This window comes from Burkholderia latens, assembly GCF_902499045.1.
In the GTDB taxonomy this organism is placed as follows: domain Bacteria; phylum Pseudomonadota; class Gammaproteobacteria; order Burkholderiales; family Burkholderiaceae; genus Burkholderia; species Burkholderia latens.
This window is the reverse complement of sequence record NZ_CABVPL010000001.1, coordinates 152,177-178,501: the sequence shown is the minus strand read 5'-3', so window position 1 is coordinate 178,501 and position 26,325 is coordinate 152,177. Positions and strand designations below refer to the sequence as shown.

The 26,325-nt window shown below is 66.7% G+C and carries 26 protein-coding genes; 6 read left to right on the top strand and 20 right to left on the bottom strand.

Features of this window, described 5'->3' with window-relative positions:
- The first annotated feature begins 49 nt into the window (after positions 1-49).
- A complete protein-coding gene (locus tag BSE24067_RS00810) occupies positions 50-1,351 on the top strand; it encodes an aspartate aminotransferase family protein (protein ID WP_151062743.1) in 1,302 nt (433 codons plus the stop codon).
- A 70-nt stretch (positions 1,352-1,421) separates the two neighbouring features.
- On the opposite strand, the gene BSE24067_RS00805 is transcribed toward BSE24067_RS00810, so the two are convergent.
- Positions 1,422-2,171: an SDR family oxidoreductase gene (locus BSE24067_RS00805; RefSeq protein WP_151062744.1), complete on the bottom strand. Its 750-nt coding sequence runs from the start codon at positions 2,169-2,171 to the stop codon at positions 1,422-1,424.
- A 40-nt stretch (positions 2,172-2,211) separates the two neighbouring features.
- Here BSE24067_RS00805 and BSE24067_RS00800 point away from each other — a divergent pair, with 40 nt between their 5' ends.
- From BSE24067_RS00800 to BSE24067_RS00790, 3 genes are all read left to right on the top strand, one after another.
- Entirely contained in the window at positions 2,212-3,189 is a 978-nt protein-coding gene (locus tag BSE24067_RS00800; protein ID WP_151062745.1) for an AraC family transcriptional regulator, read from the top strand.
- Positions 3,190-3,262: 73 nt separating this feature from the next.
- Complete coding sequence (locus tag BSE24067_RS00795; RefSeq protein ID WP_151062746.1) at positions 3,263-4,120, top strand: helix-turn-helix domain-containing protein; 858 nt, start codon at positions 3,263-3,265, stop codon at positions 4,118-4,120.
- Between the two features lie 46 nt (positions 4,121-4,166).
- Positions 4,167-4,574, top strand: a complete 408-nt coding sequence (locus BSE24067_RS00790; RefSeq protein ID WP_151062747.1) for a DUF2000 family protein — start codon at positions 4,167-4,169, stop codon at positions 4,572-4,574.
- 30 nt (positions 4,575-4,604) lie between these two features.
- Here the strand turns inward: BSE24067_RS00790 and BSE24067_RS00785 are convergent, their stop codons facing one another.
- The 6 genes from BSE24067_RS00785 to BSE24067_RS00760 form a co-directional block, all read right to left on the bottom strand.
- Positions 4,605-4,955 (bottom strand): VOC family protein, encoded by a 351-nt coding sequence (locus BSE24067_RS00785; RefSeq protein ID WP_151062748.1) that lies wholly within the window; start codon positions 4,953-4,955, stop codon positions 4,605-4,607.
- Between the two features lie 161 nt (positions 4,956-5,116).
- Positions 5,117-5,818, bottom strand: coding sequence for an ABC transporter ATP-binding protein (locus BSE24067_RS00780; RefSeq protein WP_011694813.1), 702 nt, complete (start codon positions 5,816-5,818; stop codon positions 5,117-5,119).
- The gene (gene livG / locus BSE24067_RS00775; RefSeq protein ID WP_151062749.1) at positions 5,818-6,591 is read right to left on the bottom strand and encodes a high-affinity branched-chain amino acid ABC transporter ATP-binding protein LivG; all 774 of its coding nucleotides are present in this window, start codon (positions 6,589-6,591) and stop codon (positions 5,818-5,820) included. The genes BSE24067_RS00780 and livG overlap by 1 nt, the downstream gene beginning before the upstream one ends.
- Positions 6,588-7,859: a high-affinity branched-chain amino acid ABC transporter permease LivM gene (locus BSE24067_RS00770; protein ID WP_151062750.1), complete on the bottom strand. Its 1,272-nt coding sequence runs from the start codon at positions 7,857-7,859 to the stop codon at positions 6,588-6,590. Before BSE24067_RS00770 ends, livG begins: the two co-directional genes overlap by 4 nt.
- Positions 7,860-7,870: 11 nt before the next feature.
- Positions 7,871-8,797 carry a high-affinity branched-chain amino acid ABC transporter permease LivH gene (gene livH, locus BSE24067_RS00765; protein ID WP_151062751.1) on the bottom strand — a complete coding sequence of 309 codons (927 nt, stop codon included), beginning with the start codon at positions 8,795-8,797 and terminating at the stop codon, positions 7,871-7,873.
- 185 nt (positions 8,798-8,982) lie between these two features.
- A complete protein-coding gene (locus BSE24067_RS00760) occupies positions 8,983-10,101 on the bottom strand; it encodes a branched-chain amino acid ABC transporter substrate-binding protein (protein ID WP_151062752.1) in 1,119 nt (372 codons plus the stop codon).
- 811 nt (positions 10,102-10,912) lie between these two features.
- Between BSE24067_RS00760 and BSE24067_RS00755 the strand changes: the two genes are divergently transcribed.
- Positions 10,913-11,536, top strand: a complete 624-nt coding sequence (locus BSE24067_RS00755; protein WP_174904667.1) for a hypothetical protein — start codon at positions 10,913-10,915, stop codon at positions 11,534-11,536.
- Positions 11,537-11,573: 37 nt separating this feature from the next.
- On the opposite strand, the gene BSE24067_RS00750 is transcribed toward BSE24067_RS00755, so the two are convergent.
- The 10 genes from BSE24067_RS00750 to BSE24067_RS00705 all read right to left on the bottom strand — a co-directional run bounded on the left by BSE24067_RS00750 (position 11,574) and on the right by BSE24067_RS00705 (position 22,673).
- Positions 11,574-12,506 (bottom strand): amidohydrolase family protein, encoded by a 933-nt coding sequence (locus tag BSE24067_RS00750; protein WP_151062753.1) that lies wholly within the window; start codon positions 12,504-12,506, stop codon positions 11,574-11,576.
- A 2-nt stretch (positions 12,507-12,508) separates the two neighbouring features.
- The gene (locus BSE24067_RS00745) at positions 12,509-13,831 is read right to left on the bottom strand and encodes an MFS transporter (RefSeq protein ID WP_151062754.1); all 1,323 of its coding nucleotides are present in this window, start codon (positions 13,829-13,831) and stop codon (positions 12,509-12,511) included.
- Between the two features lie 11 nt (positions 13,832-13,842).
- Positions 13,843-15,081, bottom strand: a complete 1,239-nt coding sequence (locus tag BSE24067_RS00740) for an MFS transporter (protein ID WP_151062755.1) — start codon at positions 15,079-15,081, stop codon at positions 13,843-13,845.
- On the bottom strand, positions 15,078-16,358 hold the full coding sequence (locus BSE24067_RS00735) for an MFS transporter (RefSeq protein WP_151062756.1): 1,281 nt from the start codon (positions 16,356-16,358) through the stop codon (positions 15,078-15,080). Before BSE24067_RS00735 ends, BSE24067_RS00740 begins: the two co-directional genes overlap by 4 nt.
- Positions 16,355-17,401: an amidohydrolase family protein gene (locus BSE24067_RS00730; RefSeq protein WP_151062757.1), complete on the bottom strand. Its 1,047-nt coding sequence runs from the start codon at positions 17,399-17,401 to the stop codon at positions 16,355-16,357. The genes BSE24067_RS00735 and BSE24067_RS00730 overlap by 4 nt, the downstream gene beginning before the upstream one ends.
- 10 nt (positions 17,402-17,411) lie before the next feature.
- On the bottom strand, positions 17,412-18,563 hold the full coding sequence (locus tag BSE24067_RS00725; protein WP_151062758.1) for a porin: 1,152 nt from the start codon (positions 18,561-18,563) through the stop codon (positions 17,412-17,414).
- 46 nt (positions 18,564-18,609) lie between these two features.
- Positions 18,610-19,989 carry an MFS transporter gene (locus tag BSE24067_RS00720; protein WP_151062759.1) on the bottom strand — a complete coding sequence of 460 codons (1,380 nt, stop codon included), beginning with the start codon at positions 19,987-19,989 and terminating at the stop codon, positions 18,610-18,612.
- Between the two features lie 86 nt (positions 19,990-20,075).
- A complete protein-coding gene (locus BSE24067_RS00715; RefSeq protein ID WP_151062760.1) occupies positions 20,076-21,005 on the bottom strand; it encodes an SMP-30/gluconolactonase/LRE family protein in 930 nt (309 codons plus the stop codon).
- Positions 21,006-21,027: 22 nt separating this feature from the next.
- Entirely contained in the window at positions 21,028-21,975 is a 948-nt protein-coding gene (locus BSE24067_RS00710; RefSeq protein WP_151062761.1) for an NAD(P)-dependent oxidoreductase, read from the bottom strand.
- Positions 21,975-22,673 (bottom strand): RraA family protein, encoded by a 699-nt coding sequence (locus BSE24067_RS00705; RefSeq protein ID WP_151062762.1) that lies wholly within the window; start codon positions 22,671-22,673, stop codon positions 21,975-21,977. The genes BSE24067_RS00710 and BSE24067_RS00705 overlap by 1 nt, the downstream gene beginning before the upstream one ends.
- 165 nt (positions 22,674-22,838) lie before the next feature.
- On the opposite strand from BSE24067_RS00705, the gene BSE24067_RS00700 reads away from it, so the two are divergent.
- A complete protein-coding gene (locus BSE24067_RS00700) occupies positions 22,839-23,552 on the top strand; it encodes an IclR family transcriptional regulator (protein WP_151062763.1) in 714 nt (237 codons plus the stop codon).
- Between the two features lie 13 nt (positions 23,553-23,565).
- On the opposite strand, the gene yfiB is transcribed toward BSE24067_RS00700, so the two are convergent.
- From yfiB to yfiR, 3 genes are all read right to left on the bottom strand, one after another.
- Positions 23,566-24,075 carry an outer membrane lipoprotein YfiB gene (yfiB, locus tag BSE24067_RS00695; RefSeq protein WP_151062830.1) on the bottom strand — a complete coding sequence of 170 codons (510 nt, stop codon included), beginning with the start codon at positions 24,073-24,075 and terminating at the stop codon, positions 23,566-23,568.
- A gap of 84 nt (positions 24,076-24,159) precedes the next feature.
- Positions 24,160-25,428, bottom strand: coding sequence for a diguanylate cyclase DgcN/YfiN (gene dgcN, locus BSE24067_RS00690; RefSeq protein WP_151062764.1), 1,269 nt, complete (start codon positions 25,426-25,428; stop codon positions 24,160-24,162).
- Complete coding sequence (yfiR, locus tag BSE24067_RS00685) at positions 25,425-26,132, bottom strand: regulatory sequestration protein YfiR (protein WP_151062765.1); 708 nt, start codon at positions 26,130-26,132, stop codon at positions 25,425-25,427. Before yfiR ends, dgcN begins: the two co-directional genes overlap by 4 nt.
- Between the last annotated feature and the right edge of the window lie 193 nt (positions 26,133-26,325).

Below are 26,325 nucleotides of genomic sequence, written 5' to 3'. Positions count from 1 at the left end.
ACCGGCGCCTAGACTGCAAGCGATCCCTGCCCTTGCCTGGAGAAGCCCGGTGTCCATGAACGACGACGCAACCTTCTGGCGTAACGCCAGGCAGCACCTGATCCGCTACGGCGGCACGTTCGAGCCGATCATCATCGAACGCGCGCAAGGCAGCTTCGTCTACGATGCGGAGGGCCGCGCGATCCTCGATTTCACGTCGGGGCAGATGAGCGCGGTGCTCGGACACAGCCATCCGGAGATCGTCGCCGTCATCGGCGAATACGCGGGCAAGCTCGACCACCTGTTCAGCGGGATGCTGTCGCGCCCGGTCGTGGATCTCGCGACTCGGCTCGCCGATCTCACGCCGCCTGGCCTCGATCGCGCGTTGCTGCTGAGCACGGGCGCGGAATCGAACGAAGCGGCGATCCGGATGGCGAAGCTCGTCACCGGCAAGTACGAGATCGTCGGCTTCGCGCAGTCGTGGCACGGGATGACGGGCGCTGCGGCGTCCGCGACGTACAGCGCCGGCCGCAAGGGTGTCGGGCCGGCGGCGGTCGGCTCGTTCGCGATTCCGGCGCCGTTCACGTACCGCCCGCGCTTCGAGCGCAACGGCACGTACGACTATCTTGCCGAGCTCGATTACGCGTTCGACCTGATCGATCGCCAGTCGAGCGGCAACCTCGCCGCGTTCATCGCGGAGCCGATCCTCAGCTCGGGCGGCATCATCGAGTTGCCGGAAGGCTACATGGCGGCGCTCAAGCGCAAGTGCGAGGAGCGCGGCATGCTGCTGATCCTCGACGAAGCGCAAACGGGCGTCGGCCGCACCGGCACGATGTTCGCGTGCCAGCGCGACGGCGTGACGCCCGACATCCTCACGCTGTCGAAGACGCTCGGCGCGGGGCTGCCGCTCGCGGCCGTCGTCACGTCCGCACGGATCGAGGAACGCGCGCACGAGCTCGGCTATCTGTTCTACACGACCCACGTGTCGGACCCGCTGCCGGCCGCGGTCGGCCTGCGCGTGCTGGACGTCGTGCAGCGCGATGGTCTCGTGGAACGCGCGAACGTGATGGGCGACCGGCTGCGGCGCGGGCTGCTCGACCTGATGGAGCGCTTCGACTGTATCGGCGACGTACGCGGACGCGGGCTGCTGCTCGGCGTGGAAATCGTCAAGGACCGGCGCACGAAGGAACCGGCGGACGGGCTCGGCGCGAAGATCACGCGCGAGTGCATGAAGCTCGGGCTCAGCATGAACATCGTGCAGTTGCCCGGAATGGGCGGCGTGTTCCGGATCGCGCCGCCGCTGACCGTCAGCGAAGCGGAAATCGATCTCGGTTTGTCGCTGCTGGAGCAGGCGATCGCGCGCGCGGTGTAGCGTAACGCCGCTCGGCCTCGCGCGATCCGTCGCACCGGTTGGCCGGCCGGCGCGACGGGCTCCCGGCCGCTCAGCCCGCTTCCGCCGCCCACGCTTGCGCATCGGCACCGGCCGGCATCCGCATCGGGCTCGACGGATCGGTCGCCGCGCGCCACACGGCTTCGGCGACGTCCTGCGCATGGGTGATCGGCCCCGACGCATCGAGCATCCGCGCCACGGCCTTGCCGACGAAGTCCGCATACGCTTCGTGCTCGAAGCCGTGCATGTTGGCCCGTGCGTTGTCCGCGAAGCGCGTGTCCGGCGCGCGGCCCGGCAGCACGAGATGCGCGCGCACGCCGAACGGCGCGAGTTCGACCGCCATCGATTCGGTGAACGCATTCACCGCCGCCTTGCTCGCGCGATACGCGCTCACCAGCGGCAACGCCTTCAGCGTGACGCTCGACGTGACGTTCACGACCACGCCGGCGCCGCGTGCGCGAAACTGCGGCAGCACGGCCTGCGTCACCGCGATCGTGCCGATCGTGTTGGTGTCGAACAGCGCGCGCACGGTATCGAGCGGCGCGAGTTCGGCCGGGGCGGCCGCGCCGAAGCCCGCGTTGTTGACGAGCACGTCGATCGGGCCGGCGGCGTCGATCGCGGCGCGAATGCTGTCGTCATTGGTCACGTCGAGCGGCAGCACGCGCAAACGCGCCGACGGCGGCAGCACGTCGTCGCCCGGCTTGCGCATCGTCGCGACGACCCGCCAGTCGCGCGCCAGAAAATGACGCGCGATTTCGAGGCCGAAGCCGGAAGAACAGCCGGTAATCAGTACGGTTTTCATGCGGACTCCTGGATGTGTTGAGCATGTGTCCGTACGATAGATGGCCGGACTCGTATTCGCTACAATCGGCAGTCCGCTTTTCTTTTGCGAGAGTCCGGCGATGATCGACCCGCTGACCGAAGTCGTGACGCTGCTGCAACCGGGCGCCCGGCACGCCAAGTACGTCCGCGGCGCGAGCCCGTGGGCCATCAATCGCACGGTCGCCGGCGAACCGTTCTATTGCGCGATCCTCGACGGCGGGTGCCGGATCGCGATCGACGGGCACGCGCCGATCGAGTTGTTGGCCGGCGATTTCATGCTGATTCCGGCGGCCTACGGCGTCGCGATGTCCAGCCTCGAACCGCCGCCGCCGGGCGTCGAGACGGCGCCGCCGGTCATGCTCGATCACGGCGAATACCGGATCGGCGATCCCGCGAACCCGGTCGACACGCGAATGATGGCCGGCAATTGCAGCTTCGGTTCGCCCGATGCAGCGCTGCTGGTGTCGTTGCTGCCCCGCTTCGTGCACGTGCGCGGCGAGCCGCGGCTAACCACGCTCGTGCAGCTCGTGCGCGACGAGTCGCACGCGCAGCGGCCTGCCCGCGAGATCGTGCTGGCGCGTTTGCTGGAGGTGCTGCTGATCGAAGCGCTGCGGTTCACGACCGGCACGCACGCATCGCCCGGCCTCGTGCGCGGGCTCGCCGACAGCCGTCTGGCGGCCGCGCTGCGGCGGATGCACGAACGCCCCGCGCACCCGTGGACGATCGTCGAGCTCGCGAAGGAAGCCGCGCTGTCGCGCTCGACGTTCTTCGAACGCTTCAGCCGCGCGGTCGGCGTCGCGCCGATGGAATACCTGCTGACGTGGCGCATGGCGCTCGCGAAGGATCTGCTCCGCCGCAACGAAGGGCGCATCGCGGAGATCGCGGCGCGCGTCGGCTACAGCTCGGCGAGCACGTTCAGCGTCGCGTTCGCGCGGCATGTCGGCCGGCCGCCCGCGCAATATGCGCGCGACGAGCAGGCGGCGGCGAGCGAAGCATGAACCGCACTTGCCCACCCTGTTCCACCGCCTGCGTACACGCTCCGTCACGCAGCGACGATGCGCGAGGCACCCAATGACGACGGATGCAAAGGCCATCGGCACGACCGACCACTGGCTCGTCGCGCGCCGCGATGCGGAAACCGGCATCGAAAGCCTGCATGCGCATTTCAACGGCCATGCATACGACGCGCACGATCACGACGACATGCTGGTCGGCTTCACCGAGCAGGGCGTGCAGCGCTTCCAGTGCCATCGTTCGCTGCATACGAGCGTGCCTGGCCGCGCGATCCTGATCGAGCCGGGCGCGATCCACGACGGCCACGCGCCCGAAGCGGGCGGCTTCACGTACGGGATGCTGTACCTGCCGCAGGGGTGGGTCGAGCACGCCGCGCGCCGCCTCGACCTGCCGGGTCTCGGCAGCGTCGAAGCCACGTTCGGCCAAACGCTCGTCGACGATCGCGGCCTCGTCGGGGCGATCCGGAACGCGTTCTTCGCGATCCACGACAACGAAGGCCGGCTCGCGCGCGACCAGACGCTCGACCGCCTGCTGATGCGGCTCGGCACTCAGCTGGGCGGCCCGGTCGCGCTGGAAAGCCGCGTCGTGCCGCCCGCGATCGCGCGCGTGCGCGACCTGCTGCACGAACAGATGGACGGCAACATCGGTCTCGACGAACTCGCGAGCGTCGCCGGCATCGACCGCTTCCGGCTCACGCGGATGTTCCAGCGCGCGTACGGCACGTCGCCGCACGCGTATCTCGTGCGCTTGCGGCTGCGGGCGGCACGCAGGCTGCTCGCGGCCGGCCGCACGCCGGCGCAGGCCGCCGCGGACGTCGGTTTCGCCGACCAAAGCCACCTCGGCCGCTGGTTCCGCCGCGCATACCGGATGACGCCGGCCGCGTATCGGCGAATGTGCACAAACGTTCCAGACTGATCGCCCCGCGCCATCCGATCATGAGCGCTTCAACGACGGAGCACTCATGTTCGATACCAAAGTGGCATTGATCGTGCGCGACGATCTCGCGGCATGGCAGAAACTCAACGTGGTCGCGTTTCTCGCGACGGGCATCGCAGCCGGCGCGCCCGACGCAATCGGCGAGCCTTACGAGGATGCGGCCGGCAACCGCTACGGCCGCATGTTGGGCCAGCCGATGCTGGTGTTCGCGGCCGATCTGGGCGGCCTGCAAGCCGCGCACCGGCACGCGCTGTCGCGCGAAGTGATGATCGTGCCGTACGTGCGCGCGATGTTCTCGACCGGGCACGACGCGGCCAATCGCGAAGCGTTCCGCGCCGAGGACGCGGACAATCTCGATCTGGTCGGCCTCGCGTTGCACGGGCCGAAGAAGGCCGTGGACAAGGCGGTAAAGGGGCTGGCGTTGCACACGTAAGCGCGCCGTGCGACGCCGCCGTTCCGGCGCTCAGCGGTGAACGAGCACGTTCACGAGCTTGCCGAACGGATCGCGCACGAAAAACCGCCGCACACCCCACGGCTCGTCGGCGGGACCGTATTCGACGGGAACGCGGGCGGCGTGAATGCGCGCGAGCGCTTCGTCGAGATCGTCGACTTCGATCGACAGGTCGGGCGTCGGCGTGCCCGATCCGCCCTGCGATGCAAAGCTGATCTGCACGCTCATCCGCTCGGCGTTGCCGTAGGTCGCGATCCAGCCGAGATCCATCAGCAGGTCGAGACCGAAGATCTGCTGGTAGAAGCGTTTCGCGTCGTCGATCGAGCGTGTGTCGATATTGGCGACGATCCGTTTGACCTTCATCGGTTGTCTCCGAGAAGCGAGGAAGTAGCCCATTCGACTAGGATCGAAGCCGAATCGGCTACGGATTTGCTGCACAAGCAGGCATGGCACTCATCGTACCGGCACATCGGGAAAGGGCGCAAAAAAACCGCCGGCCCGTTGCAGGCCGGCGGCTTCCTTCATTACCCGCCGAGATACGCCTGCTTGATCCGGTCGTTCGCGAGCAGGTTCGCGCCCGTGTCGGCGAGCACCACGCGCCCCGTTTCGAGCACGTAGCCGCGATCGGCCACGCCGAGCGCCTTGTTCGCGTTCTGCTCGACCAGGAACACCGTCACGCCTTCGTCGCGAATCGTGCGGATGATGTCGAAGATCTGCGCGATCACGAGCGGCGCGAGGCCGAGCGTCGGCTCGTCGAGCAGCAGCAAGCGCGGCTTGCTCATCAGCGCACGGCCGATCGCGAGCATCTGCTGCTCGCCGCCCGACATCGTGCCGGCCCGCTGCGTCGCGCGTTCCTTCAGGCGCGGAAACAGCTTGAACACGTGCTCGATCCCGTCGTCGATCTCGTGACGGCTCGCGAAGAAGCCGCCCATCTTCAGGTTCTCGAGCACCGTCAAACTCGGGAACACGCGCCGCCCTTCCGGCGAAATCGCCATCCCCTGCCGCATGATCTGGTGCGTCGACATCGCGGTGATGTCGTTGCCCTCGAACAGCACGCGGCCCGACGACGCGCGCGGCGTACCGCATACGGTCATCATCAGCGTCGTCTTGCCGGCGCCGTTGCTGCCGATCAGCGTGACGATCTCGCCCTTGTTCACCTCGATCGACACGCCCGCGAGCGCCTCGACCGCGCCGTAGTGCGTATGGACCTGTTCCAGCTTCAGCATCACTCTTCCCCCAGATACGCGTTGATCACGCGCGGGTCGTTGCGGACCGCTTCCGGCGTGCCGATCACGATCGGCCGGCCGTGCTCCATCACGAGGATGCGGTCCGACACGCCCATCACGAGGCTCATGTCGTGTTCGATCAGCAGCACCGATACGCCGAACTCGCGGCGCAGCTTGTCGATCAGGTGCTGCAGTTCGATCTTCTCCTGCGGGTTGAGGCCGGCCGCCGGCTCGTCGAGCATCAACAGGCGCGGCTCGGTGATCATGCAGCGCGCGATTTCCAGACGCCGCTGGTGCCCGTACGACAGCGTGCCGGCCGGCCGGTTGGCGACCGACGTCAGCCCCATCCGGTCGAGCCACACGGCCGCGCGTTCGAGCGCTTCCTTCTCCGCATGACGATACGCGGGCGTCGCGAACAGGCCGTGCAGCAGCCCGGCCTTCACCTTGCGATGCTGCGCGACGAGCAGGTTCTCGACCACCGTCAGCGACTTGAACAGCCGGATGTTCTGGAACGTGCGCACCAGGCCCTTCAGCGCGATCTTGTGGCTCGGCAGCCCTGCGATCGCGTGGCCGTCGAGCACGACGTCGCCGCCGGTCGGCTTGTAGAAGCCGCCGACGCAGTTGAACACCGTGGTCTTGCCCGCGCCATTCGGCCCGATGATCGCGAACACCTCGTCGCGGCGCACGTCGAAATCGATGCCGTCCACCGCGAGCAACCCGCCGAAGCGCATCTGCAGCCCGGCGACCTTCAACAGTTCTGCATTCGCGCTCATCGCGGCAGCTCCACGTGGGGGCGGCTCGCGGGCAGCAGGCCCTGCGGACGCCACATCATCATCAACACCATCACCAGACCGAAGATCAGCATCCGGTACTCGGCAAAACCGCGTGCGACTTCCGGCAGCACGGTCAGCAGGATCGCCGCGAGAATCACGCCGAGCTGCGAGCCCATCCCGCCGAGCACGACGATCGCGAGGATCAGCGCCGATTCGATGAAGGTGAACGATTCGGGATTCACGAGGCCTTGACGCGCGGCGAAGAACGCGCCGCCGATCCCCGCGAACGCCGCGCCGAGCGTGAACGCCGACAGCTTGATGCGCGTCGGGTTCAGGCCCAGCGAACGGCACGCGATCTCGTCGTCGCGCAGCGCTTCCCACGCACGGCCCATCGGCATGCGGATCAGGCGGCTCGTCACGAACAGCGTGAAGCCGACCAGCACCAGCGCGATCAGATACAGGAAGATCACCATGTGCTCGCCGCTGTATTCCAGCCCGATCAGTTCATGGAACGTCTTCGCGCCTTCGACGCTCGCCGAGCGCGCCATCTCGAAGCCGAACACCGTCGGCTTCGGAATGCCCGAGATGCCGTCCGGGCCGCCGGTCAGGCTCGTCAGGTTGTTCGCGAGCAGGCGGATGATTTCGCCGAAGCCGAGCGTGACGATCGCGAGATAGTCGCCGCGCAGGCGCAGCACCGGGAAGCCGAGCAGGAAGCCGAACGTCGCCGCGGCGATCGCCGCGATCGGCAGGCATTCCCAGAACGACAGCCCGAAATACTGGTTCAGCATCGCGTACGTATAGCCGCCGACCGCGTAGAACCCGACGTAGCCGAGATCCAGCAGCCCCGCGAAGCCGACCACGATGTTCAGCCCGAGGCCGAGGATCACGTAGATCAGCGCGAGCGTCGCGACGTCCACCGCGCCGCGCGAACCGAAGAACGGCCATACGAGGCCGACCGCGAGCAGCACCCAGATGATCACGCGCTGCTGCTGCGCACCCATCGCGGGCATCGCCGGCAGCTTCACTGCCGATTTCGCGCGCACGAGCCACGGCTTGAACAACTGGAACAGGAACACGGCCGCGACCGCGATCCACACCGGACGCCAGTGCGGCGTCAGCACCACCTGATAGCCGTCGAGCTTCAGCTGCAGCCCGAGCACCGGAATCGTGAGGATCGCCGTCAGCAGCGCAGCGGCGACGGCGTTCTTCAGCGCCTGGCCGACCGATGCGTCGGCGGCCGGGCGGCGAACGGAAATGACTTGACTCATCTGCGTCTCCCTCAAACCTTTTCGATGTCCGACTTGCCGAGCAGGCCGGTCGGGCGGAAGAGCAGGATCAGCACGAGCAGGCCGAACGCGACCACGTCCTTGTACTCGGCCGGCATGTAGCCTGCGGCGAAGGTTTCGGCCAGGCCCAGCAGCACGCCGCCGAGCATCGCGCCCGGGATGCTGCCGATCCCGCCGAGCACCGCGGCGGTGAACGCCTTGATGCCCGCGACGAAGCCGATGTACGGATTCAGCTTGCCGATGGTCAACCCGATCAGCACGCCGCCGACGGCCGCGAGCATCGCACCGAGCACGAATGTGAACGAGATCACGCGGTTCGTGTCGATGCCGAGCAGGTTCGCCATCTTCATGTCCTCGGCGCACGCGCGGCACGCACGGCCCATCCGCGAGTGCGAGATGAACAGCGTGAGCGCGATCATCAGCACGATCGTCACGCCGACGATCAGCAGACGCGCATACGGCACCGTCACGTCGTAGTCGCCGCCGAGATGGATGTCGAATGCGCCGGAGATCAGCACCGGCACGGACACGTCGCGCGCGCCCTGGCCGATCTGCACGTAGTTCTGCAGGAAGATCGACATGCCGATCGCGGAGATCAGCGGCACGAGGCGCGGGCCGCCGCGCAGCGGGCGATACGCGACGCGCTCGACCGCGAAGCCGTACAGGCCGGTGACGATCACCGACACGATCAGCGCGGCGCCGAGCACGAGCGGCAGCGGATAGCCGGCGGAGACGCCGATTGCAGTGAGAGTGACGAGGCCCACGTACGCGCCGATCATGTAGATCTCGCCGTGGGCGAAGTTGATCATGCCGATGATGCCGTAGACCATCGAATAGCCGATGGCGATCAGCGCATAGATCGCACCCAGCGTCAGGCCGTTGACCAGCTGCTGGGCGAATTGAGGAAAGAAGTCAGTCATGTGCGGGAAGCTCCCGTTGGCATTGGATCGCATGCCGCCGCCGGATCACGGCGGTCGGCCGCGCGCAACGCACGGTGTCGTCTCGGGCCGCCCTCGTCGGCCGCCCACGGGGAATGCGCGGCCAGATGCGCACGCGCCCCGTCCGGGTCCCGGACAGGGCGGATGCGCGGGCGGGTACTTCGTTATTAACGGGCGGCGGTCTTCGTCGCGTCCTTGTGCCACGTGTAGACGACGAACTTGAACGCCTTCAGGTCGCCCTGGGCGTCATACGCGACCTTGCCGATCGGCGTGTCGAACGTCGTCTTGTGCATGTACGCGGCGACCTTCGTCGGGTCCGTCGTCTTCGCGCCCGCGATCGAGTCGGCGATGATCTTCACCGCTGCGTACGCCGGCATCTGGAACGGGCCGTTCGCGTCGCGCTTCTTGTCCGCGAACGCCTTCACGAGCGCCGCGTTGGCCGGCTCCGCAGAGAAGTCGGCCGGCAGCGTGACGAGCATGCCTTCCGACGCCGGGCCGGCGATCGCCGTCACGTCCTTGTTGCCCACGCCCTCGGGCCCCATGAACGTCGCCTTCACGCCCTGCTCGCGCGCCTGGCGCATCAGCAGGCCCATTTCCGGGTGGTAGCCGCCGAAGTACACGAAATCGACGCCTTGCGACTTCAGCTTCGTGACGATCGCCGAGTAGTCCGAATCGCCGGCGTTGATGCCCTCGAACAGCACGACCGGAATCTTCGCGGCTTCGAGATCCTTCTTCACCGACGACGCGATGCCCTGGCCGTACGACTGCTTGTCGTGCAGGACCGCGACCTTCTTCGGCTTCACGTTGTTGATGATGTAGTGCGCGGCGGCCGGGCCTTGCTGGTCGTCGCGGCCGATCGTGCGGAAGATGAAGTGACGCTTCTTGCCTTCCGTCAGCTGCGGCGCGGTGGCCGACGGCGTGACCATCACGATGCCTTCGTTTTCGTAGATGTCGGATGCCGGGATCGTCGAACCCGAGCACACGTGGCCGATCACGTACTTGATCTTCTGGCTGACGATCTTGTTGGCGACGGCGACGGCCTGCTTCGGTTCGCACGCGTCGTCCATCAGCACGACTTCGAACTTGTTGCCGCCCGCGCCGCCTGCCGCGTTGATCTGTTCGATCGCGGTCAGCGCGCCGGCCTTCACCATGTCGCCGTATTGGGCGACCGAGCCGCTCATCGGACCAGCGATGGCGATCTTCACGGTTTCCGCTTGCGCGGCGGCGGCGCCGGCGGCGAACAGCACGGCGGCGGCGGAAATGGACGTAAGACGGGACAGCGTCATCTGGGAGCTCCTCGATGTTGTTTAGTCATACGGGCAAAGGCGGCATGACTTGCGCAATCGAACAGCACCCTGGGCGAGGACATGGGACACGCCCGAGACACATGAAGACGGACCTGCGGATGGATGATGCGTAGCGGGGCCCGGCTCGTGCAGTCCCCGAAGGGGACGTCTGGTTCGGAAAGACATCGTGATGCGTCTTGCATTGCGCAAGCGTTTCGCCTGCCCCGCTTGCCAACTGCTCGATCGGAGGGGTGGTCCGACAGCCGTTGGCAAGGCAGCCGAAATTATATGAGCGTTTTTAAATCGTCTGTCAAAAATGCTGCTTCCATGAGGGAAAACACGGAGAAACTTGCCGGGTTTGCGGTGGCGCTCGCGGAGCAACCGGATGGGCGGGATAACGTTTGCGGCGGGTGCAATCGGGTTGCGATTTCGGGGGATAGGCTGGGTCCCGGCCTTTCTGGTGGCGGGCGCCACGGATTTTCGATTATGTGGAGTGCCGTCTTTGCACTGCTCAGGGCCGGATCGCCGCAATCCAATCATCCGATGATTGACTTCGCATGCACCGACACAGGGCCCTCGGACGAGACGGCCAATCCTTCTGAAGACTGACATATCGTCGCGTCACGAAAGGCAGTTGTTATTTTCATGAAATAATTCGGGCTTGCTTCTGCAGTCCAGCCAGCCTTCCTCCGAGGCGCGTGCCCCGCGCTTCGCAGTCGCTTCAGCGCCGCTTCGGCACCCATTCGTCGCCGAACCGCCAGCCAGTGATCTGCCGTTTTTCTCATTGCATTTCACCCGCTCCGGATCGCCGATGAACCACCCTCTCCGCTTGTCCTTCGCCGCCGCGCTCGCGTGTGTGCTTTCCGTTTCCACTGTCGACGCTTCGGGCCCCGATACGCCGGTCGATCGTTCGGGCAGTGCCAATGTGTTTCGTTCGGAACGCCAGGCCGTGGCTCGGGATGACGGGCGCGCGGTGCCAAAAACGACGCGGCGCATTCAGTATGCGGCGCCGGTCGAACGTAGTGCGTTCGATACGCCGGATACGCGACCGTTACGGGTTTCTGGCGATACGCTCGTGCCGCCGCCTTCAGCGCGACATGCATCTCGCGCTTCCGTGTGGACCTCGGGTCGTGTCGATCTCGGCGCGGGCGGGCCCGATAGCTTCGGTCGCGCGTTGCCAATGCACGAGCAGCGCGAACTGAACTGGAATGAACATCTGCGGGCCAATGGGTCGCATGCGCGTGGTGGCGGGAACTCGTACGCGCCGACACGGCCTTTCGACGCCGCGCGCGGTCCGCACAGCGCGCCGAATCCGTACGATCCGTCAGCACCGCAGCCGGAAACGCGAACGTTCTATGACGATGGCGCAGGTTCCCATTGCACGGCTACGGGCGGTGCGGGGACGGCGCGGTCGTCTTGCAATATCGCTTGGTGACGTCTGGTCGCGACAATGCGCGGCACGTCGACTCGCGCTACGCAAATCCGTACAACTTCGCAGGGTTGGTGACGAATATCAGTTGCTGCCAGTCCGGACGCCCGATCCAGCCGGCGATCACGTCCAGCATGCTAGCGTCATCCGGCTTGTCCGTCTTCTGCGTCGGATGCGGCCAGTCGGTACCCCAGAGCATGCGCTCCGGCGCCATGCCGATCAGCGCCTTCGCGACCGGGGCGACGTCGTCGTACGCAGGCGCGCCCGTCTTGCTGTCGACGTACGGGCCTGACAACGTGATCCACGTATTGCCTTTTTCAACGAGGCGCTGCGCGGTACGAAACGCGGCCGACGCGAGCCCGCCGGGCTGCGGCACATGCGCGATATGGTCGATGACGAGCGGACAAGGCAGCACCGCGAGATGCGGCTCCAGCTCCGGCAGCCGCGCGCCCTGCACCACCAGCTCGATATGCCATCCGAGGTTCGCGATACGCGCGGCGAGGGGCGCGAGCATGTCGAGCGTCGTCGCCCCCGGATAGCTGAGGTTGAACCGGATCGCACGGATGCCGCCGCGATCGAGCACACGCAGTTCGGCGTCGCGCACGGCGCTGTCGACGACCGCGACGCCGCGCGCGTTGTCGCCGAACTGCGCGATCGCCTCGAGCGTGCAGCGATTGTCCGTCCCGTACGTCGACGGCGTCACGACGACGTTGCGCTTCACACCGATACGCGTCTGCAGCCTCCGGTATTGCGCGACGGTCGCATTCGGCGGCCGCAGCGTCGTGCCCGGTGCAACCGGAAACCGGTCGTCGTAGACGTGCATGTGACAGTCGATCGCCCCGTCGGGCAGCCGGAACGCCGGCCGCTCGGTACCGCTCGACCACGTTTCGTCGGCAGCGGCCGGCCTCGGCAATGCAGCCGAAGCCAGCGTTGCGCCGGCGATCCTCAGGAACCCGCGCCTTCCGATGGACGGCATGATCAGATGGTCTCCGTCTTGGCGACGAGCCTGCCGCCCGTGTGATCGCGCGTGAGCAGCAGCAGTGTCGCGACGCTCACGAGCGTGAGGATCGCGAGCGGCATCAACGCGAGCGCGTAGCTGCCCGTCGCCGCCTTCACCCACCCGTACACGTTCACCATCAGCCCGCCGCCGAGCAGGTTCGCGATCGCATTGACCGTCGCGAGCCCGGCCGCCACGGTGCTGTTGGACAGCATGTCGGTGGCGAGCGCCCAGAACGGACCCTTGAACGAATACGCGCCGACCAGCACCGCGCAGAGCATGCAGATCGTCGGCAGCAGCGAGCCGCTCAGCGACGTCGCGAACAGGCCCACGCCGATCAGCAGCATCGGCACGACCGTGTGCCAGCGCCGCTCGCCGACGCGATCCGAGCGCCGGCCCCAGTAGACCATCAGGACCGACGCCAGCGCGTACGGCACCGAATTCAGCAGGCCGGTCTCCATCACGGTCAGGCCGAACGATTTCAGCAATTGCGGCTGCCACACGGACAGCGTGCTGCCCGCCGCGGAAGCGCACGTATCGACGAGCGCGAGGCACAGCACGTAGCGGTTGCGGAACAGCTGCGCGAGCGGCAGCGACGGCACCTTCTTGCGCGTCTTGTGGCCGCCGGCCAGCGCGCCCGATAGCCACGCGCGCTCGTCGTCGGCGAGCCACTTCGCATCGTCCGGCTTGTTCGTCAGCATGAACAGGCACGCGATGCCGAGCAGCACGGTGGGAATGCCCTCGAGGATGAACAGCCAGTGCCATCCACGCAGGCCCGACACGCCGTCCATCTGCAACAGCAGCGCGGAGATCGGCGAGCCGATGAAGCTCGCGGCCGGAATCGCGACCACGAACGTCGCGACGATCCGCGCACGGTACTGCGGCGGAATCCAGTACGATAAATACAGCAGCACGCCGGGGAAGAAGCCGGCCTCGGCCGCACCGAGCAGGAAGCGCAGCACGTAGAACGTCGTCGCGTCGTGCACGAGCGCGGTCGCAGCCGACACGATGCCCCACGTGATCATGATCCGCGCGATCCAGATCCGCGCGCCGTATTTCTGCAGCGCCAGATTGCTCGGCACCTCGAAAAAGAAGTACGAAATGAAGAACAGGCTGCTGCCGAAGCCGAAGACCTGCGCCGACATCCCGAGATCCTGGTTCATCTGCAGCGACGCCATCCCCACGTTGCCGCGGTCGATGAAGGCAAGCAGGTAACAGATCATCAAAAAGGGAATGAGCCGCCAAACGACCTTTCGTATGGTCCGGCGCTCGATCGCGGACGCTTCCATCAAACCGGTTTGCATGTTGTCTCCGTTTATTGTGCGCCTGAGCGCGTTCTCGTGAACCGTTGCCACGCGATGACCGCCATCACGCCGCACGCGAGCACGGCGGCCATTGCCGCGAATGTATGTCGCACGCCGAGCGCCTCGGACGCGCTTCCGACGAGCAGATAACCGAACGGCATCGTGCCGTTGTAGGCCATGCCGTACATCCCGACGAGTCCGCCGCGCACGTGCTCCGGACACTGGCGCTGAATCGTCGCGTTCGTCGACGTGGCCGCGAACGTCAGGCTGAAGCCGAGCGCGTAGAACGCGGGAATCGATCCCGCCGCATCGGTCGTCGCGGCCAGCACGGCCAGCGCGCCGACGGCTGTCCACGGCGCATACGCGATGAACCGGCGCGACGCGCGCGGCCCGAACGCCGACGACAGCAGCACCGCCGCGCTCAGCGAGCCGGCGCCGGCGCATGCGAAGAACACGCCGGTAAAGCGCGCCGCGTCGTGAAAGCCCTGGTCGGCGAGCAGCGGCACGAGCGTCTGGTAGCTGCCGGCGAACAGGCCGATGCAGGCGAGAATCGGCAGATAGCGCGCCGAGAACGCGTCGGACAGCACGTAGCCGACCGCGTCACGCAGGCCGCTCTCCGCGCGCGACGGGCGGTCCGCCGACGCGGTCCGGATCGACCGCACGCACGTCGCCATGAAGCACAGCGCGAGTGCATAGATCGCAAACGACGTCCTCGGCCCCAGCGTCGGATAGACGAACCCGGCGATGGTCGGGCCGACCATGCGCCCGACGTTGTAGACCATCGTGTTCATCGCGACCGCGTTGGAGGTGTGCGTCGCATCCTGCAGGCTCGTCAACAGCAGCACTTGCCGCGCGGGCGTCTCCACCGCGCTCGACACGCCGATCGCGAGCGCATGCGCGAGGATCAGCTTCACGCCGAGCAGGCCGAGCAGCGACAACGTGAAGAGGCTGCCGGTGAGCAGCAGCGACGTCATCAGCACGCATAGCGTCACGCGGCGCGCGTTGGCCGAGCCGATGCGAGAGCCCGCCACCGGCGCGACGATCAGCTGCGGCCCATACAGCAGAAAGTTGAGCAGCGCGAGGATTGCCCCCGAGCCGGACAGGTGATAGATCAGCAGATTGAGCGTGACGTTCTGCGTCCAGCTGCCGAGCACCGACGCGACCTGCCCGCTCAGGTAGCGCCGCAGCGACGCCTCCGACAGCGCGGGAAACAGCCTGTTCACCCACCCCGCTTGCGTTGCCACGTTCATGACAGCGCCTTTCCGCGCGTTTCGGGCGCGAACAGCACGACCGCGGCCGCGGCGACGAACGCGACGATCGTCGTCGCGAGCCCGAGCACGAAGCCGCCCGACGTCGACGCCAGCGAGCCGATGACCAACGGCGCGATGAAGCCGCCGAGCCGGCCGCCGTTGTACGCGAGGCCCATGAAGAATCCGCGCGACGCGGTGTTGCCGATGATCTCCGCGAGGAACGGGCCGGCGCCCGCGAAGATGCCGTTCACGCTGAAGCCGGTCAGAAAGATCGCGGTCATCAGCAGCAGCGGGTTCGCCGACACGATGTACACGCCGACGGCCATCGCGCCGACCAGCAGATAGGCCAGGAACATCGGGCGCCGGCCGAGCCGGTCGACCCATGCCGAGAACAGCAGAAACCCGGTGATCGCGCCGAACTGCAGCGCCAGCACGAACTTCAGGCTATGCACGAAGTCGAGATGCTTCACCGTGATGAGGAACGTCGGCGTCCACGTGAATACGCCCCAGTAGAGGTACTGCAGAAAGAAGATGAAGCAGAACGCGGTGAGCAGGCCGCGCACGTTCAGCTTCTCGCGACTTGCGGTGTCGAGCTTGCCGGCCTGCGCCTTCGCGTGCCTGCGCTCGAGCCAGATCGGCGATTCCGGCGTCTTGCGCGCGACCCAGAACAGAATGAAGAACGGCGACGCGCCGATCAGGAACAGCAGACGCCAGCCGTCGCCGGTCAATCCGCCATGCGCGGCGCCGACGATGCCCGAGATCACGATCGCGAGGATCGCGCCGATCGGCAAGCCCATCTGCATCAGCGCGCCGCCTTTGCCGCGCCGGCTCGGGTGCCAGGTCTCCGCGATGAGCGCGGCGCCGGCGGTCCAGGTTCCGCCCATGCCGAGCGCGCCGAAAAAGCGCAGCGCGGCAAACGCGTGCGCGTCGGGCGCAAACGCGATCAGGCCGGAGAACAGCGAATAGATGCCGACGCAGAGCAGCGCGGTACGCACGCGTCCGATCCGGTCCGACACGAAGCCGAACAGAATGCCGCCGATGATCTGTCCGGCCGCCGTGACGCTCGTGAACATGCCGAGCTGCGCCTTGCTCAGCCCGAACTGCAGCGCGAGCGTCGGCAGCAGCAGCGAAAGCAGGAACGAGTCGTAGCTCTCGAACGTCCAGCCGAGGCCGGCGAGCGACAGCGAACGCCACTCGGTACCGGTCACGCGCGTCAATCCTTTTTCCGCGACGGCGGAATCGGCTTCCTGCGTTGCCGCGGTTGCACTCGTTTTCATGGGTTGTCTCCGGGAATCGCGACGCGATACGTCGATGCTGCCGTCCGGCTGAACAGCGCGGCCTTTTCATCGGCCGACATCGCGGACGCGAGTCGTTTGAAGGCGTTCCACAGCACGCGATAACTGAACATCCCCTTGTCCACGGGGAAGTTGCTTTCGAACATGCAGCGATCGGCGCCGAAGAGTTCGACGCAGGTATCGAAATACGGCTGCCACGCGGCCGCCAGTTCCTGCGACGACGGCGGCAGGTCGCGCACGGCGAAGTCGAAACCGAACACGGTCATGCCCGCACCGCCGAGCTTCATGCGCGTGTTCGGCAGTGCGGCGAGACGCGCGAGTTGCCGTTTCCATTCCGCATGGACTTCCGCACGCTGGCCGGCATGCGGCCCCACGCCGACCGGGCCGCCGAAATGGTCGATGACGACGACGACGTCCTCGCATGAGCGCGCAAGTTCGTACAGGTCGTCGAGCTGCGTGTGATAGACCCACGCGTCGAGCGACAACCCGTAGCGAGCGAGCGTCGTCACGCCCTGCCGGAAAGCCGGGTCCGACATCCGGTCGCGCGGCGGCGTCACCGGGCTCGATCGCACGTCGGGGCTCGCATGCCACGCGAGCGGATTGCGGATCCCGCGCAGCCGCCCGCCGGACACCTGCAGCATCGTGCCGAGCACCGCATCGAGCGCCGCGCCGAGCGACAGATCGGCGCCGCCGACGATGGCGTCGCAGCATCGCGCGGGGCCGTATGCGCCGCTTTCGAACATCGCGGCGACGCCGCTCGCGAATTGCACTTCGCCGACCGGCTTGAACGCATCCGGCCCGCTTGCGCGCAACATCGACCGGCACTGCACGTAGACGGTCGACACGATCCGATGCCCGCTGCACACGTCGGCGCCGAACTCGTCCGCCAGATAGCGCCCGGTCTGGCGATCCCACAGGTGATGATGGGCGTCGACGATGGCCAGCTCGGGTTCGAGCACCGGCTCGTCGCGCAATGCGAGCCACTCGGGCCTGACGGGAAGATGGGGCGCGTGAACGGTCTGCATCGCAGTCGTCTCAGAACTTCTGGCGCATGCCGATCACGACGCCCGTCTGGTTGTGATCGGGTGCGACCGTGCCGTAGCCGTTCACGCCGAGCGCGGAGCCGCCCTTGTTGCGCGCGAAACCGGCCGTCGCGTAGATATCGGTGCGCTTCGACAGCAGATAGTCCGCACAGAGCACCGCGAGCCACGGATCGGCACTGGTCGAGTGCACGTCCTGGTAATAGGCCGTTGCCGTAACCACGAACGCCGGCGAAACCGCGTATTGCGCGCCGGCCCAGTACAGGTTCGCCGCGCTGGCTTCGGAACCGTTCGCAATGCGGATCGGGTTAGCCGGCAGGAACGTGTTCGACGCATGCAGATAGCGATAGCCGGCGAATCCCTTCACCGGCCCGATCGCGTACGACGCGGCCGCCGTGGCGCGCCGCTCGGTGCCCGTGTTCGTCGCTACGGTGTTGCTGTTGCGCTGCTCGTACGACACGCTCGCGGCGAACGGCCCTTGCGCGAAATTCAACGCGCCGCTGAAGAAGCGGCCGGTGAGTTGCGCGCCCGGCACCTCGGCGCCGTACCCGGTGTCGTAGCGCGTGCTGTACATCGCTTGCGCCGTCAGCGGACCGAACACGCCGGTGTACTTCACCGAATTGTCGATACGTGCGGCCGCCGCGTAATCGAGCGACAGCACCGAGTATCGCGACGACGCGCCCATCGGGTCGAACGCCACGGCCTGTTCGTAGAAAAGCGCGTTCTGGCGGCCGAACGTCAGCTGCTGCCCGCGGTACGACAGCCCGACCCACGCTTGCCGGCCGAAAATCCGCGACGTCGTGGCGGCGTTCGAACCGAGGCCTTTCGTCGACTGCGCGGTCGTGCCGTCATTGATGTTGAAGCCGTTTTCCAGCTGAAAAACCGCCTTCATGCCGCCGCCGAGATCCTCGACGCCCTTCAGCCCCCAGCGCGAACCGGACAGATTGCCCGACGCTTCGCGCGTCTGCGCACCGCCGGTATTCGTATTGTTGATGTGCTCGATACCGACGTCGGCAATGCCGTACAGCGTGACGCTGCTTTGCGCGTGCGCGGCGCTGCACCACAACGTCGCGCTGGCGACGGTGACGGCGCCGAGCGCGAAACGGGATTTCGGGCGGGCATTCTGGCGGGCCTGATTCGACAACATGGAGTCTCCAAACTGATTTTCGTGGGTGGGTCTGACGAAGGAAAATTCACGTCTTGCGGGCTGCGGGTGCTTCGCCGGCGCCCGAGCCCGGATCGCCGAGCCACGCGATGGTCAACGCGCCGAGCAGCAACACGCCGGACACCGCGATGAGCGGCGCGGTGAAACCGCCGGAGAATTGCTTGAGCGCACCGATCATCGACGGCCCGACGAAGCCGCCGAGATTGCCGACCGACACGATCAGCGCGAGTCCGCCCGCGGCGGCCCGGCCGGTAAGGAATCCAGACGGAATCGCCCAGTACGTCGCCTGAAACGCGAGGATCCCGCTCACCGTGACACACAATGCGATCAGCTTGAAAACCGGCGCATGAATGAAGGCGCTCCCGCACAACGCCACGGCGGCGACGGCGAGTGCACCTGCGACATACGGAATGCGGTTGGCCGCGCGACTGGCGATGCGCGCCCACCACAGCATCACGACGGCACCGATCGCATACGGAATGGCCGTCAGCCAGCCGACCACCGCGTGTTCGACGCCGAACTGCTTGATGATCTGCGGCATCCACAAGCCGACGCCGAGCGAGCCGACGATCCCGCAGAAGTTGATGAACGCGAGCACGAACACGCGCCAGTTCGTCATCGCATCGCGCAGATTGCTGCCGTGCCTCGCGCCGATGTCGCGCTGCTCGAACGCGAGGCGCTTCGCGAGCGACGTCCTCTCTTCGTCGCTGAGCCACGCCGCTTTCTCGGGACGGTCGGCCAGCACGAACAGGCACGCGATGCCGAGCATCACCGCAGGGATGCCTTCGATCAGCAGCAGCCACTGCCAGCTGCGCAGCCCGTGCAGGCCGCCGAGCTCGAGCAGCGCACCGGAAATCGGCGAGCCGATCATGTTCGCGACCGGAATGCCGACGAGGAAGGCGGCCGTCACCTTCGCGCGCCACTTGCCGGGAAACCAGTGCGTGAAATACAGATAGACGCCGGGCGTGAATCCAGCCTCGGCGAGCCCGAGCAGAAAGCGCGCCGCCGCAAAGCTCTTCGGTCCGACGACGAACGCAGTCGCCATCGAGAACAGGCCCCACGTGATCATGATTCTCGCGATCCACAGGCGCGCGCCGACCTTCTGCATGATCAGGTTGCTCGGAATCTCGAACAGGAAATAGCCGATGAAGAACAGGCCCGCGCCGACTCCGAACTGCTCGGCCGTGAGACCGAGATCCTTGTTCATCGTGAGCGCGGCAAAACCGACGTTGGTTCTGTCGAGATAGCTGATCACGTAGCAGACGAAGATGAACGGCAGAATGCGCCGGAACGCCTTGGCGAGCGTGCGCTCGCTGGCCGCGTAATCGTCGCTGGCAAGGCGCTCCGCGGACCGCGCGTCGGCGTGCGGTGCGTCGTCGCCGGCACGCAGCGCGTGCGAAATGGTCATGCTTGTCTCCTTCGTCGCGCGGCTGACGGCGCGATCTTTCGGCATACGGGCGGAAAGCCGACGAGCGGCTTCCCGGCTCGCGGGTCTCAGTCCTTCTTCGCGGCCTGTTTCGGCAGCGGGCCGGCAATGCTCATATCCGCTTTGAGGATGGAACCGGACGTCGATTCGGTGATGAAAAGCGTCTTCATGTCCGGGCCGCCGAAGCACACGCTGGTAAGCGACGCCCCTTTCGGTCCGGTCAGGATCTCGACGGGCTCCGCGCAGTGGTTGAGCACCCACACGCGGCCGAGGCCCGGATTCGCGACGAACAGACGGCCTTCGAGATCGACGGTGAGGCCGTCCGGGCCGCTCGGTCCGTACGACGTGAAGAACTGGCTGACCTTGCTGACGGATCCGTCGGCCTGCAGCGGCATCCGCCACACGGCATTGCCGCGTGTCATCGCGACGAACAGCACTTTCTCGTCGCGCGACAGGACGAGCCCGTTCGGGCTCGGGCAGGTGCCGAGCAGCATGTCGAGCCTGCCGTCGGGCGACAGCCGATACACGCGGCCCGTCGGATCGTGCAGGCCCGTCTGCCCCTGGTCGGTGAAATAGATGTTGCCGGCCGAATCGAACGTCAGGTCGTTCACGCCCTTGAAGCGCTCGGTGTTGCGGCGCTCGAGATATGGACGCACTTCACCGCGCGCGATATCGACCAGCATCAGGCCGTTCCGGTAGTCGGTGACGATCAGGTGCGATGCGTCGAAGCGCTTCATCCCATTGGGCTCGCCGTCGTATTCGGCGACGAGTTCCCAGTCGCCCGACGGCGAAATGCGGAAGATGCGCCCGTGCGGAATGTCGGTGACGAACAGATAGCCGTCCGGATCCCACACCGGCCCTTCGAGAAAGGAATCCGTGACCATGCCGCCGCGGTTCGCGCGCGCCCATTCCGTGCGGACGTCCGGCTTCCGGAACTTCTCCGGCATGCGCGTGAACATGTCGGCTTCGCGCACGTCGGGACTCGTCAGATAAAACATGCGTACCTCGATGTCCAGGGGTTCAAGCCGCGCTGTGCGCGCGTTCGTCGAGCACCGCGAGAACGTTCGCGGCCGCGCCCTTCCCCATGTTCACGTACGCGGCGTCGCTCACGCCGCCGATATGCGGAGACAGAATCACGTTGGGAATCTGCTGGAACGGGTGCGGCACCGTCATCGGTTCCACGTCGAAGCTGTCGAGCCCGGCCGCGCGCAAGCGGCCGCTCGCCAGCGCGTCGGCCAGCGCCGCTTCGTCGATCAAGCCGCCGCGTGCGGTATTGACGAGAATCGCGCCGCGCTTGAAGCGCGCGAGCGTGTCGCGGTTGAGCATCCGGCGGTTGTCGGCCGTCAACGGACAATGCAGCGACACGACGTCCGACTCCGCGTACAGCGTGTCGAGCGGCACCAGCTTCACGCCCGCGGGCGCGTCCTTCGCGAACGGATCGAACGCGAGCACCTTCATGCCGAACGCCGTGCCGATCGCGGCCACGCGCCGGCCGATCGCGCCGAGGCCGACGAGGCCGAGCGTGCGCCCGTCGAGTTCGACGGACTTGTGCGTCGATTTGTCCCAATGGCCTTCGCGCATGCGGATATCGAGCCGCGGAACCGACTTCGCACAGGCGAGCATCAGCGCCCATGCGTGCTCGGCGACGGCCGCCGCATTCGCACCGACCGCCGCGCGCACCGCGATGCCGCGTGCGGCGGCAGCGTCCTGATCGATCACGTCGATGCCGCTGCCGTGCTTCGAAATCACCTGCAGGTTTTCGGCGGCGTCCATGATGCGGGCGTTGATCTTGCCGTACCGGACGACGATCGCGACCGGCTTGTGCCGGGTGCAAAGCGCGACGATGTCGTCTTCGGTCGGTTGCTTGCCGGCGAACACGACGTCGAACTGCGCAAGCATCTCGAGCGCTTGCGGCGCAAGGTCGGCGGCGGTCACGAGCACCACGGGCTTGTGCGAAGCGGTCTGCATCACAGCGCCTCGCCTTCGGCCAGCATGCCGGCTGCGCGCAACTCCTTTTCGATCCAGCCCGGACGAAGGTCGCCCTTGTGGATCGCTGCGATACGCGCGGTTTCGACGTCGAGCTTTTTCTGCGCGAGATCGACGATTCGCGCGACGTCGGCGCGCGGAATGACGACGACGCCATCGGCGTCGCCGACCACCAGATCGCCCGGATTGACCGTCGTGCCGCCGAGCGAGACCGGCGCATTCACGCGCCCCGCGATGCTTTTGGTCGGGCCGCATGGATTGAGGCCGGCCGCGAAGATCGGATAGTCGCCGTTCGCCAGCTCGTGCGCATCGCGCACCGCGCCGTCGATGACGATGCCGGCGATGCCGCTCGCCTTCGCCTGCGCCGCCATGATTTCGCCGAGCAGCGCGCACGAGATGTCGCCCTTGCCGTCGACCACGACGACGTCGCCCGGCTGCGCGACGGCGAGCGCCGCATGGATCGCCAGGTTGTCGCCCGCACGGACTTCGACCGTGACCGCGGGGCCGGCGACCTTCATCTTCGGGGACAACGGCCGCACGCGGCCATGCACCGTGCCGCGGCGGCCGGCGACATCGGCCAGGATCGCGGCCTGATAGCGCGCGGCGGCCCGAACGAGTTCGGGCGGCACGCGCTCGATGTCGCGATTGATCGGAGAAGTGCTGACGAATGGCTTGCTCATGACTCGACCTCGGGTTGTGCGTTGTACTATGTACAACATGGGTGTACGCAGTGAAATCACTATAACCAGAGGACGGGCACCATGGCACTGGCGTTTACCCTTTTACGTGGTAAACCAGCGTTTTACTCTGTACAATTCCTGTGGTGTACCGACGGGAGAGAACGAATGGGAAATGACGGCGTGGTCGCCGTGGAAAAGGCGCTTTCGCTGCTGGACTGCTTCAAGCCGGGCGCCGAATCGCAATCGCTCGCGATGCTGTCGCAGGCATCCGGCATGCACAAGACGACGGTCTATCGGCTGATGAATTCGCTCGAGCGAATGGGCTATGTCGTGCGCGCGCAATCCGGCAACTATTCGCTCGGACATCGCGTGCTGTACCTCGGCAAGCTGTACGAGCAGTCGTTCCACCTGTCCACGGTGGTCGAACCGGCGCTGCATGCGCTGGCCGCGCTGACGAAGGAAAGCGCATCGTACTATGTGCACGACAACGGGCAGCGGCTTTGCCTGTTTCGGGCCGAGCCGTCCGAAGGCCTGCGTGAAACGCGGCTCGCGGGGACGATGCTGCCGCTCGACGACACGGCCATCAGCCACGTGATCCGCTTCTGGGGGCTCGGCGAACCGATCTACGACAAGCCGCCTGCGCTGCCCCTCTTCACCGCGGGGGCGCGCGATGTGCACACGGCGGCGTTCGCGGTGCCGATCTTCGGCGCCGGCGACAAGTTCATGGCGGCGCTGACGCTTTCCGGTCCTGCGTCTCGCCTCAGCGTCGCGCACGAGTCGGGCGAGCTGGATCGGCCGCAACTGGAGGCGGCCGCCGATCTGTCGCGGAAGCTGGGCGCGAGTGTCGCGCTTTGCGAAAACATCTACGGCCGAGGCTGAACAGCGTCGCCCGTCACCTCGGCGAAACCACGATCGCCGCCCGCCGATTCTGCATCCGCCCGGCGGGCGTCCGGTTATCCCCGACCGGATCGCTCTTCCCTTTCCCGACCACCGAAATGCGCGTCCCGTCCAGCCCCACGTCCACAAGCTCGCCCGCCACCACTTCCGCGCGCCGCCTGGACAACTCCAGATCGTAAGCCGCCTCGCCGTCCTGATCCGAGTATCCATAAACCCGGATCCCGTTGATCCCCGCCGACTTCAGCGTCCTGCCGATCCGCTCGACGATCCGCCTGACATCCGGCTTCAGGTTGTACCGATCGAAATCGAACAGAATCGGCCCCGTCGATCCGAACTCGAACCCTTGCTCGGTTTCCTGAAACCCGGCCGACTTCAGCGCCGTGACCTGCGTCGGCGTGAGCCCCCGATGCAGCGGCGCCGTCTTGCACCCGCCAAGCAGCACGCACAGCAGCACCACGCTTGCGACGCACATCCTCCCCATGCTCACTGGCAACGCGCTTTTCATCATCGTCCCCTTCGTGCGCGCCCGCGTCGCGTGCGCTTCTTATCCCGCCGCTGCGGCCTCGTCCGCAGCGCGAAACGATCGCCATCAAACCCGCCCGGCAACGCCTTCCGCCAGTTGCCACGACCCCGGCCGCGCTCGTTTGGCGCGGTACATCGCGGCATCCGCCGCGCGCAACAAGCCGCTCGCATCCGACGCATGGTCGGGATACAGCGCAATACCGGCACTCATCATGGTGGCCACCATGCGTCCGTCGGACAGCGCGATCGACGGCACCATGCCGGACAAAATCTCGTCGGCGATCCGGCACACGGCGTCCGCTTCGCGCACGCCCGCCAGCATCACCGCGAACTCGTCGCCGCCCAACCGGGCGACGAGATCGGTCTCGCGCACCTGCGTGCGCAGCCGCGCCGCGACACCGACCAGCACCGCGTCGCCGGCATCGTGACCGAGACAGTCGTTGACCTCCTTGAAGCGGTCGCAATCGAGATACAGCACGGCGACCCGCTGCCCCGTCACCACGGCATCGCACAGCGCCACCGACAGGCGCGACTCGAACTGCACGCGGTTGGGCAAACCCGTGAGCGCGTCGTGCGTCGCCTTGTGTTCGAGCGATGCATTCTCGTCGCGCAACGTGTTCTGCCAGTCTTCGAGTTCGTCGAGCAGCGCGTTGAAGTCGTCGCCGAGCTGGTTCAGTTCGGCGATCGCCGCGGGCTCCACGCGCCGCGCGAACGCACGCTCGCGCCGCACCGCGTGCGCGACGCCGGCGAGCGCGCGCAGCGGCGCGACGATGTTGCGCAGCAGACGCTTCGAGCTGATATACGCGCCGAACACGCTGACGACGAGGCAGCCGAGAATGCCGCCGATGCCGCCCAGCAGGAATCCGAAGAACTGGTGTCCGCGGCCGCGCACGATCACCTGGCCGACGACGATGCCGTCATGCACGACCGGAGCGGTAACGGGCCCCGGCAACGCGAGATCGGCGACACCGCGCTCGAGCCGGGCGAGACCGCCGCTCGCCGGCAACTTCCACATCGCGAACAGTTGTCCGTTGCCATCGATGACGACGATCCGCGCGACGTCCTCGTCGTTGGCGATCATCGCGATCGCCTCGTTCGCCGCGACGTGGTCGCCGAACACGAGTGCCGCTTCGACCGTATAACCGAGCGAGCGGGCGAGCAGGTTCAGGTTGTTGCCGGCATACGCGCGCAACGCGATCACGGCGACGACGATCAGCGACACGGCGGCCATCGCGACCGCAACGAACGCGAGGCGCAACTGCGCGCGGCGCAACACGCTTTGCAGCGTCGGGCGCGGCATGCGTGAAGAGGAAACGGGAGGCGCGGAGCGTGTCATGGCGTCACCGGGCGACGCGCGAGATTGAGGACGTTGGGATGAACGCGCACGCCGCTGCGCTCGACTGCGTCAAGATTGACGTCGAACGTCACGCGCTCGCCTTCGACGGTCAGACAGAACATGCTGCCCGCGGTGCAGGACGGATCGTGTTCGTCGATGGTCAGGACCGCACGGCCGGCGAGCGCGGCGCGCACGCGGCTTCGCTCGTCGTTGCCGAGCGCGCCGAGATAGACGACGTCGCATGCGATCGCGAGCGCGGGATCGTCGAAGCGCACGCGCTGCACGTCGAGCACCGTCGAGCCGGCCTGCAACGTGTCGGTCAGGCCGCTCGCGTAGTCGGCTCTACCCGTCACGCATAGATGCAGACGAACGGGCGTCGCCGGCCAGCGCGTGAAACTGACGATGCCGAGCACGACCTGGCGCACGGCTGCGTCGTGTGACGAAAAAGCGGGGCCGGTGGGATTGGCTGTGGGCGCAGTGCCGACGCGTTGCATCGTGTCGGCAGGGCCGCCGGCATCGGCGGGCGCTCCCGCGAGGACGCCGCGGGCAATGCTCAGAACGCAAACGATTGCGACGAACGCGTGACGCAGCGTGGCGACTCGGCCCTGCCGGCCGGACGCCTTCCGGGTGGCGATTGCCGCCACGCACGCCGGCGTCGATGCGGCTGCGATACCCGCAGCCGCCGCGCACACACTCGCATCCATGATGAAGCCATCTGCTGCCGTCGTTCCCGGTGCTGCGTACTTCCGTGCCATGCGCGTGCAGCGACCGTATCGCGCGCACAGGTGCTTCCATCTTAGGTACAAATTCGAATCGCAAGCCAGTGGGATACACCCGCGAATACCGTCGAAAGGTATGTTGAATTGGTGCTGTACGAAACGGCACGGATCATGAAGA

What these genes read in the sequence shown, in the direction of transcription:
- BSE24067_RS00735 (WP_151062756.1), bottom strand. Translation starts at nt 16,358, where the DNA reads ATGAAAACGAGTGCAACCGCGGCAACGCAGGAAGCCGATTCCGCCGTC.
- BSE24067_RS00710 (WP_151062761.1), bottom strand. Translation starts at nt 21,975, where the DNA reads ATGCAGACCGCTTCGCACAAGCCCGTGGTGCTCGTGACCGCCGCCGAC.
- BSE24067_RS00795 (WP_151062746.1), top strand. Translation starts at nt 3,263, where the DNA reads ATGACGACGGATGCAAAGGCCATCGGCACGACCGACCACTGGCTCGTC.
- BSE24067_RS00805 (WP_151062744.1), bottom strand. Translation starts at nt 2,171, where the DNA reads ATGAAAACCGTACTGATTACCGGCTGTTCTTCCGGCTTCGGCCTCGAA.
- BSE24067_RS00770 (WP_151062750.1), bottom strand. Translation starts at nt 7,859, where the DNA reads ATGAGTCAAGTCATTTCCGTTCGCCGCCCGGCCGCCGACGCATCGGTC.
- BSE24067_RS00740 (WP_151062755.1), bottom strand. Translation starts at nt 15,081, where the DNA reads ATGAACGTGGCAACGCAAGCGGGGTGGGTGAACAGGCTGTTTCCCGCG.
- BSE24067_RS00745 (WP_151062754.1), bottom strand. Translation starts at nt 13,831, where the DNA reads ATGCAAACCGGTTTGATGGAAGCGTCCGCGATCGAGCGCCGGACCATA.
- livH (WP_151062751.1), bottom strand. Translation starts at nt 8,797, where the DNA reads ATGACTGACTTCTTTCCTCAATTCGCCCAGCAGCTGGTCAACGGCCTG.
- BSE24067_RS00760 (WP_151062752.1), bottom strand. Translation starts at nt 10,101, where the DNA reads ATGACGCTGTCCCGTCTTACGTCCATTTCCGCCGCCGCCGTGCTGTTC.
- BSE24067_RS00785 (WP_151062748.1), bottom strand. Translation starts at nt 4,955, where the DNA reads ATGAAGGTCAAACGGATCGTCGCCAATATCGACACACGCTCGATCGAC.
- yfiB (WP_151062830.1), bottom strand. Translation starts at nt 24,075, where the DNA reads ATGAAAAGCGCGTTGCCAGTGAGCATGGGGAGGATGTGCGTCGCAAGC.
- BSE24067_RS00730 (WP_151062757.1), bottom strand. Translation starts at nt 17,401, where the DNA reads ATGCAGACCGTTCACGCGCCCCATCTTCCCGTCAGGCCCGAGTGGCTC.
- BSE24067_RS00700 (WP_151062763.1), top strand. Translation starts at nt 22,839, where the DNA reads ATGGGAAATGACGGCGTGGTCGCCGTGGAAAAGGCGCTTTCGCTGCTG.
- livG (WP_151062749.1), bottom strand. Translation starts at nt 6,591, where the DNA reads ATGAGCGCGAATGCAGAACTGTTGAAGGTCGCCGGGCTGCAGATGCGC.
- yfiR (WP_151062765.1), bottom strand. Translation starts at nt 26,132, where the DNA reads ATGGATGCGAGTGTGTGCGCGGCGGCTGCGGGTATCGCAGCCGCATCG.
- BSE24067_RS00725 (WP_151062758.1), bottom strand. Translation starts at nt 18,563, where the DNA reads ATGTTGTCGAATCAGGCCCGCCAGAATGCCCGCCCGAAATCCCGTTTC.
- dgcN (WP_151062764.1), bottom strand. Translation starts at nt 25,428, where the DNA reads ATGACACGCTCCGCGCCTCCCGTTTCCTCTTCACGCATGCCGCGCCCG.
- BSE24067_RS00715 (WP_151062760.1), bottom strand. Translation starts at nt 21,005, where the DNA reads ATGTTTTATCTGACGAGTCCCGACGTGCGCGAAGCCGACATGTTCACG.
- BSE24067_RS00720 (WP_151062759.1), bottom strand. Translation starts at nt 19,989, where the DNA reads ATGACCATTTCGCACGCGCTGCGTGCCGGCGACGACGCACCGCACGCC.
- BSE24067_RS00705 (WP_151062762.1), bottom strand. Translation starts at nt 22,673, where the DNA reads ATGAGCAAGCCATTCGTCAGCACTTCTCCGATCAATCGCGACATCGAG.
- BSE24067_RS00750 (WP_151062753.1), bottom strand. Translation starts at nt 12,506, where the DNA reads ATGCCGTCCATCGGAAGGCGCGGGTTCCTGAGGATCGCCGGCGCAACG.
- BSE24067_RS00790 (WP_151062747.1), top strand. Translation starts at nt 4,167, where the DNA reads ATGTTCGATACCAAAGTGGCATTGATCGTGCGCGACGATCTCGCGGCA.
- BSE24067_RS00780 (WP_011694813.1), bottom strand. Translation starts at nt 5,818, where the DNA reads ATGCTGAAGCTGGAACAGGTCCATACGCACTACGGCGCGGTCGAGGCG.
- BSE24067_RS00755 (WP_174904667.1), top strand. Translation starts at nt 10,913, where the DNA reads ATGAACCACCCTCTCCGCTTGTCCTTCGCCGCCGCGCTCGCGTGTGTG.
- BSE24067_RS00800 (WP_151062745.1), top strand. Translation starts at nt 2,212, where the DNA reads ATGGCCGGACTCGTATTCGCTACAATCGGCAGTCCGCTTTTCTTTTGC.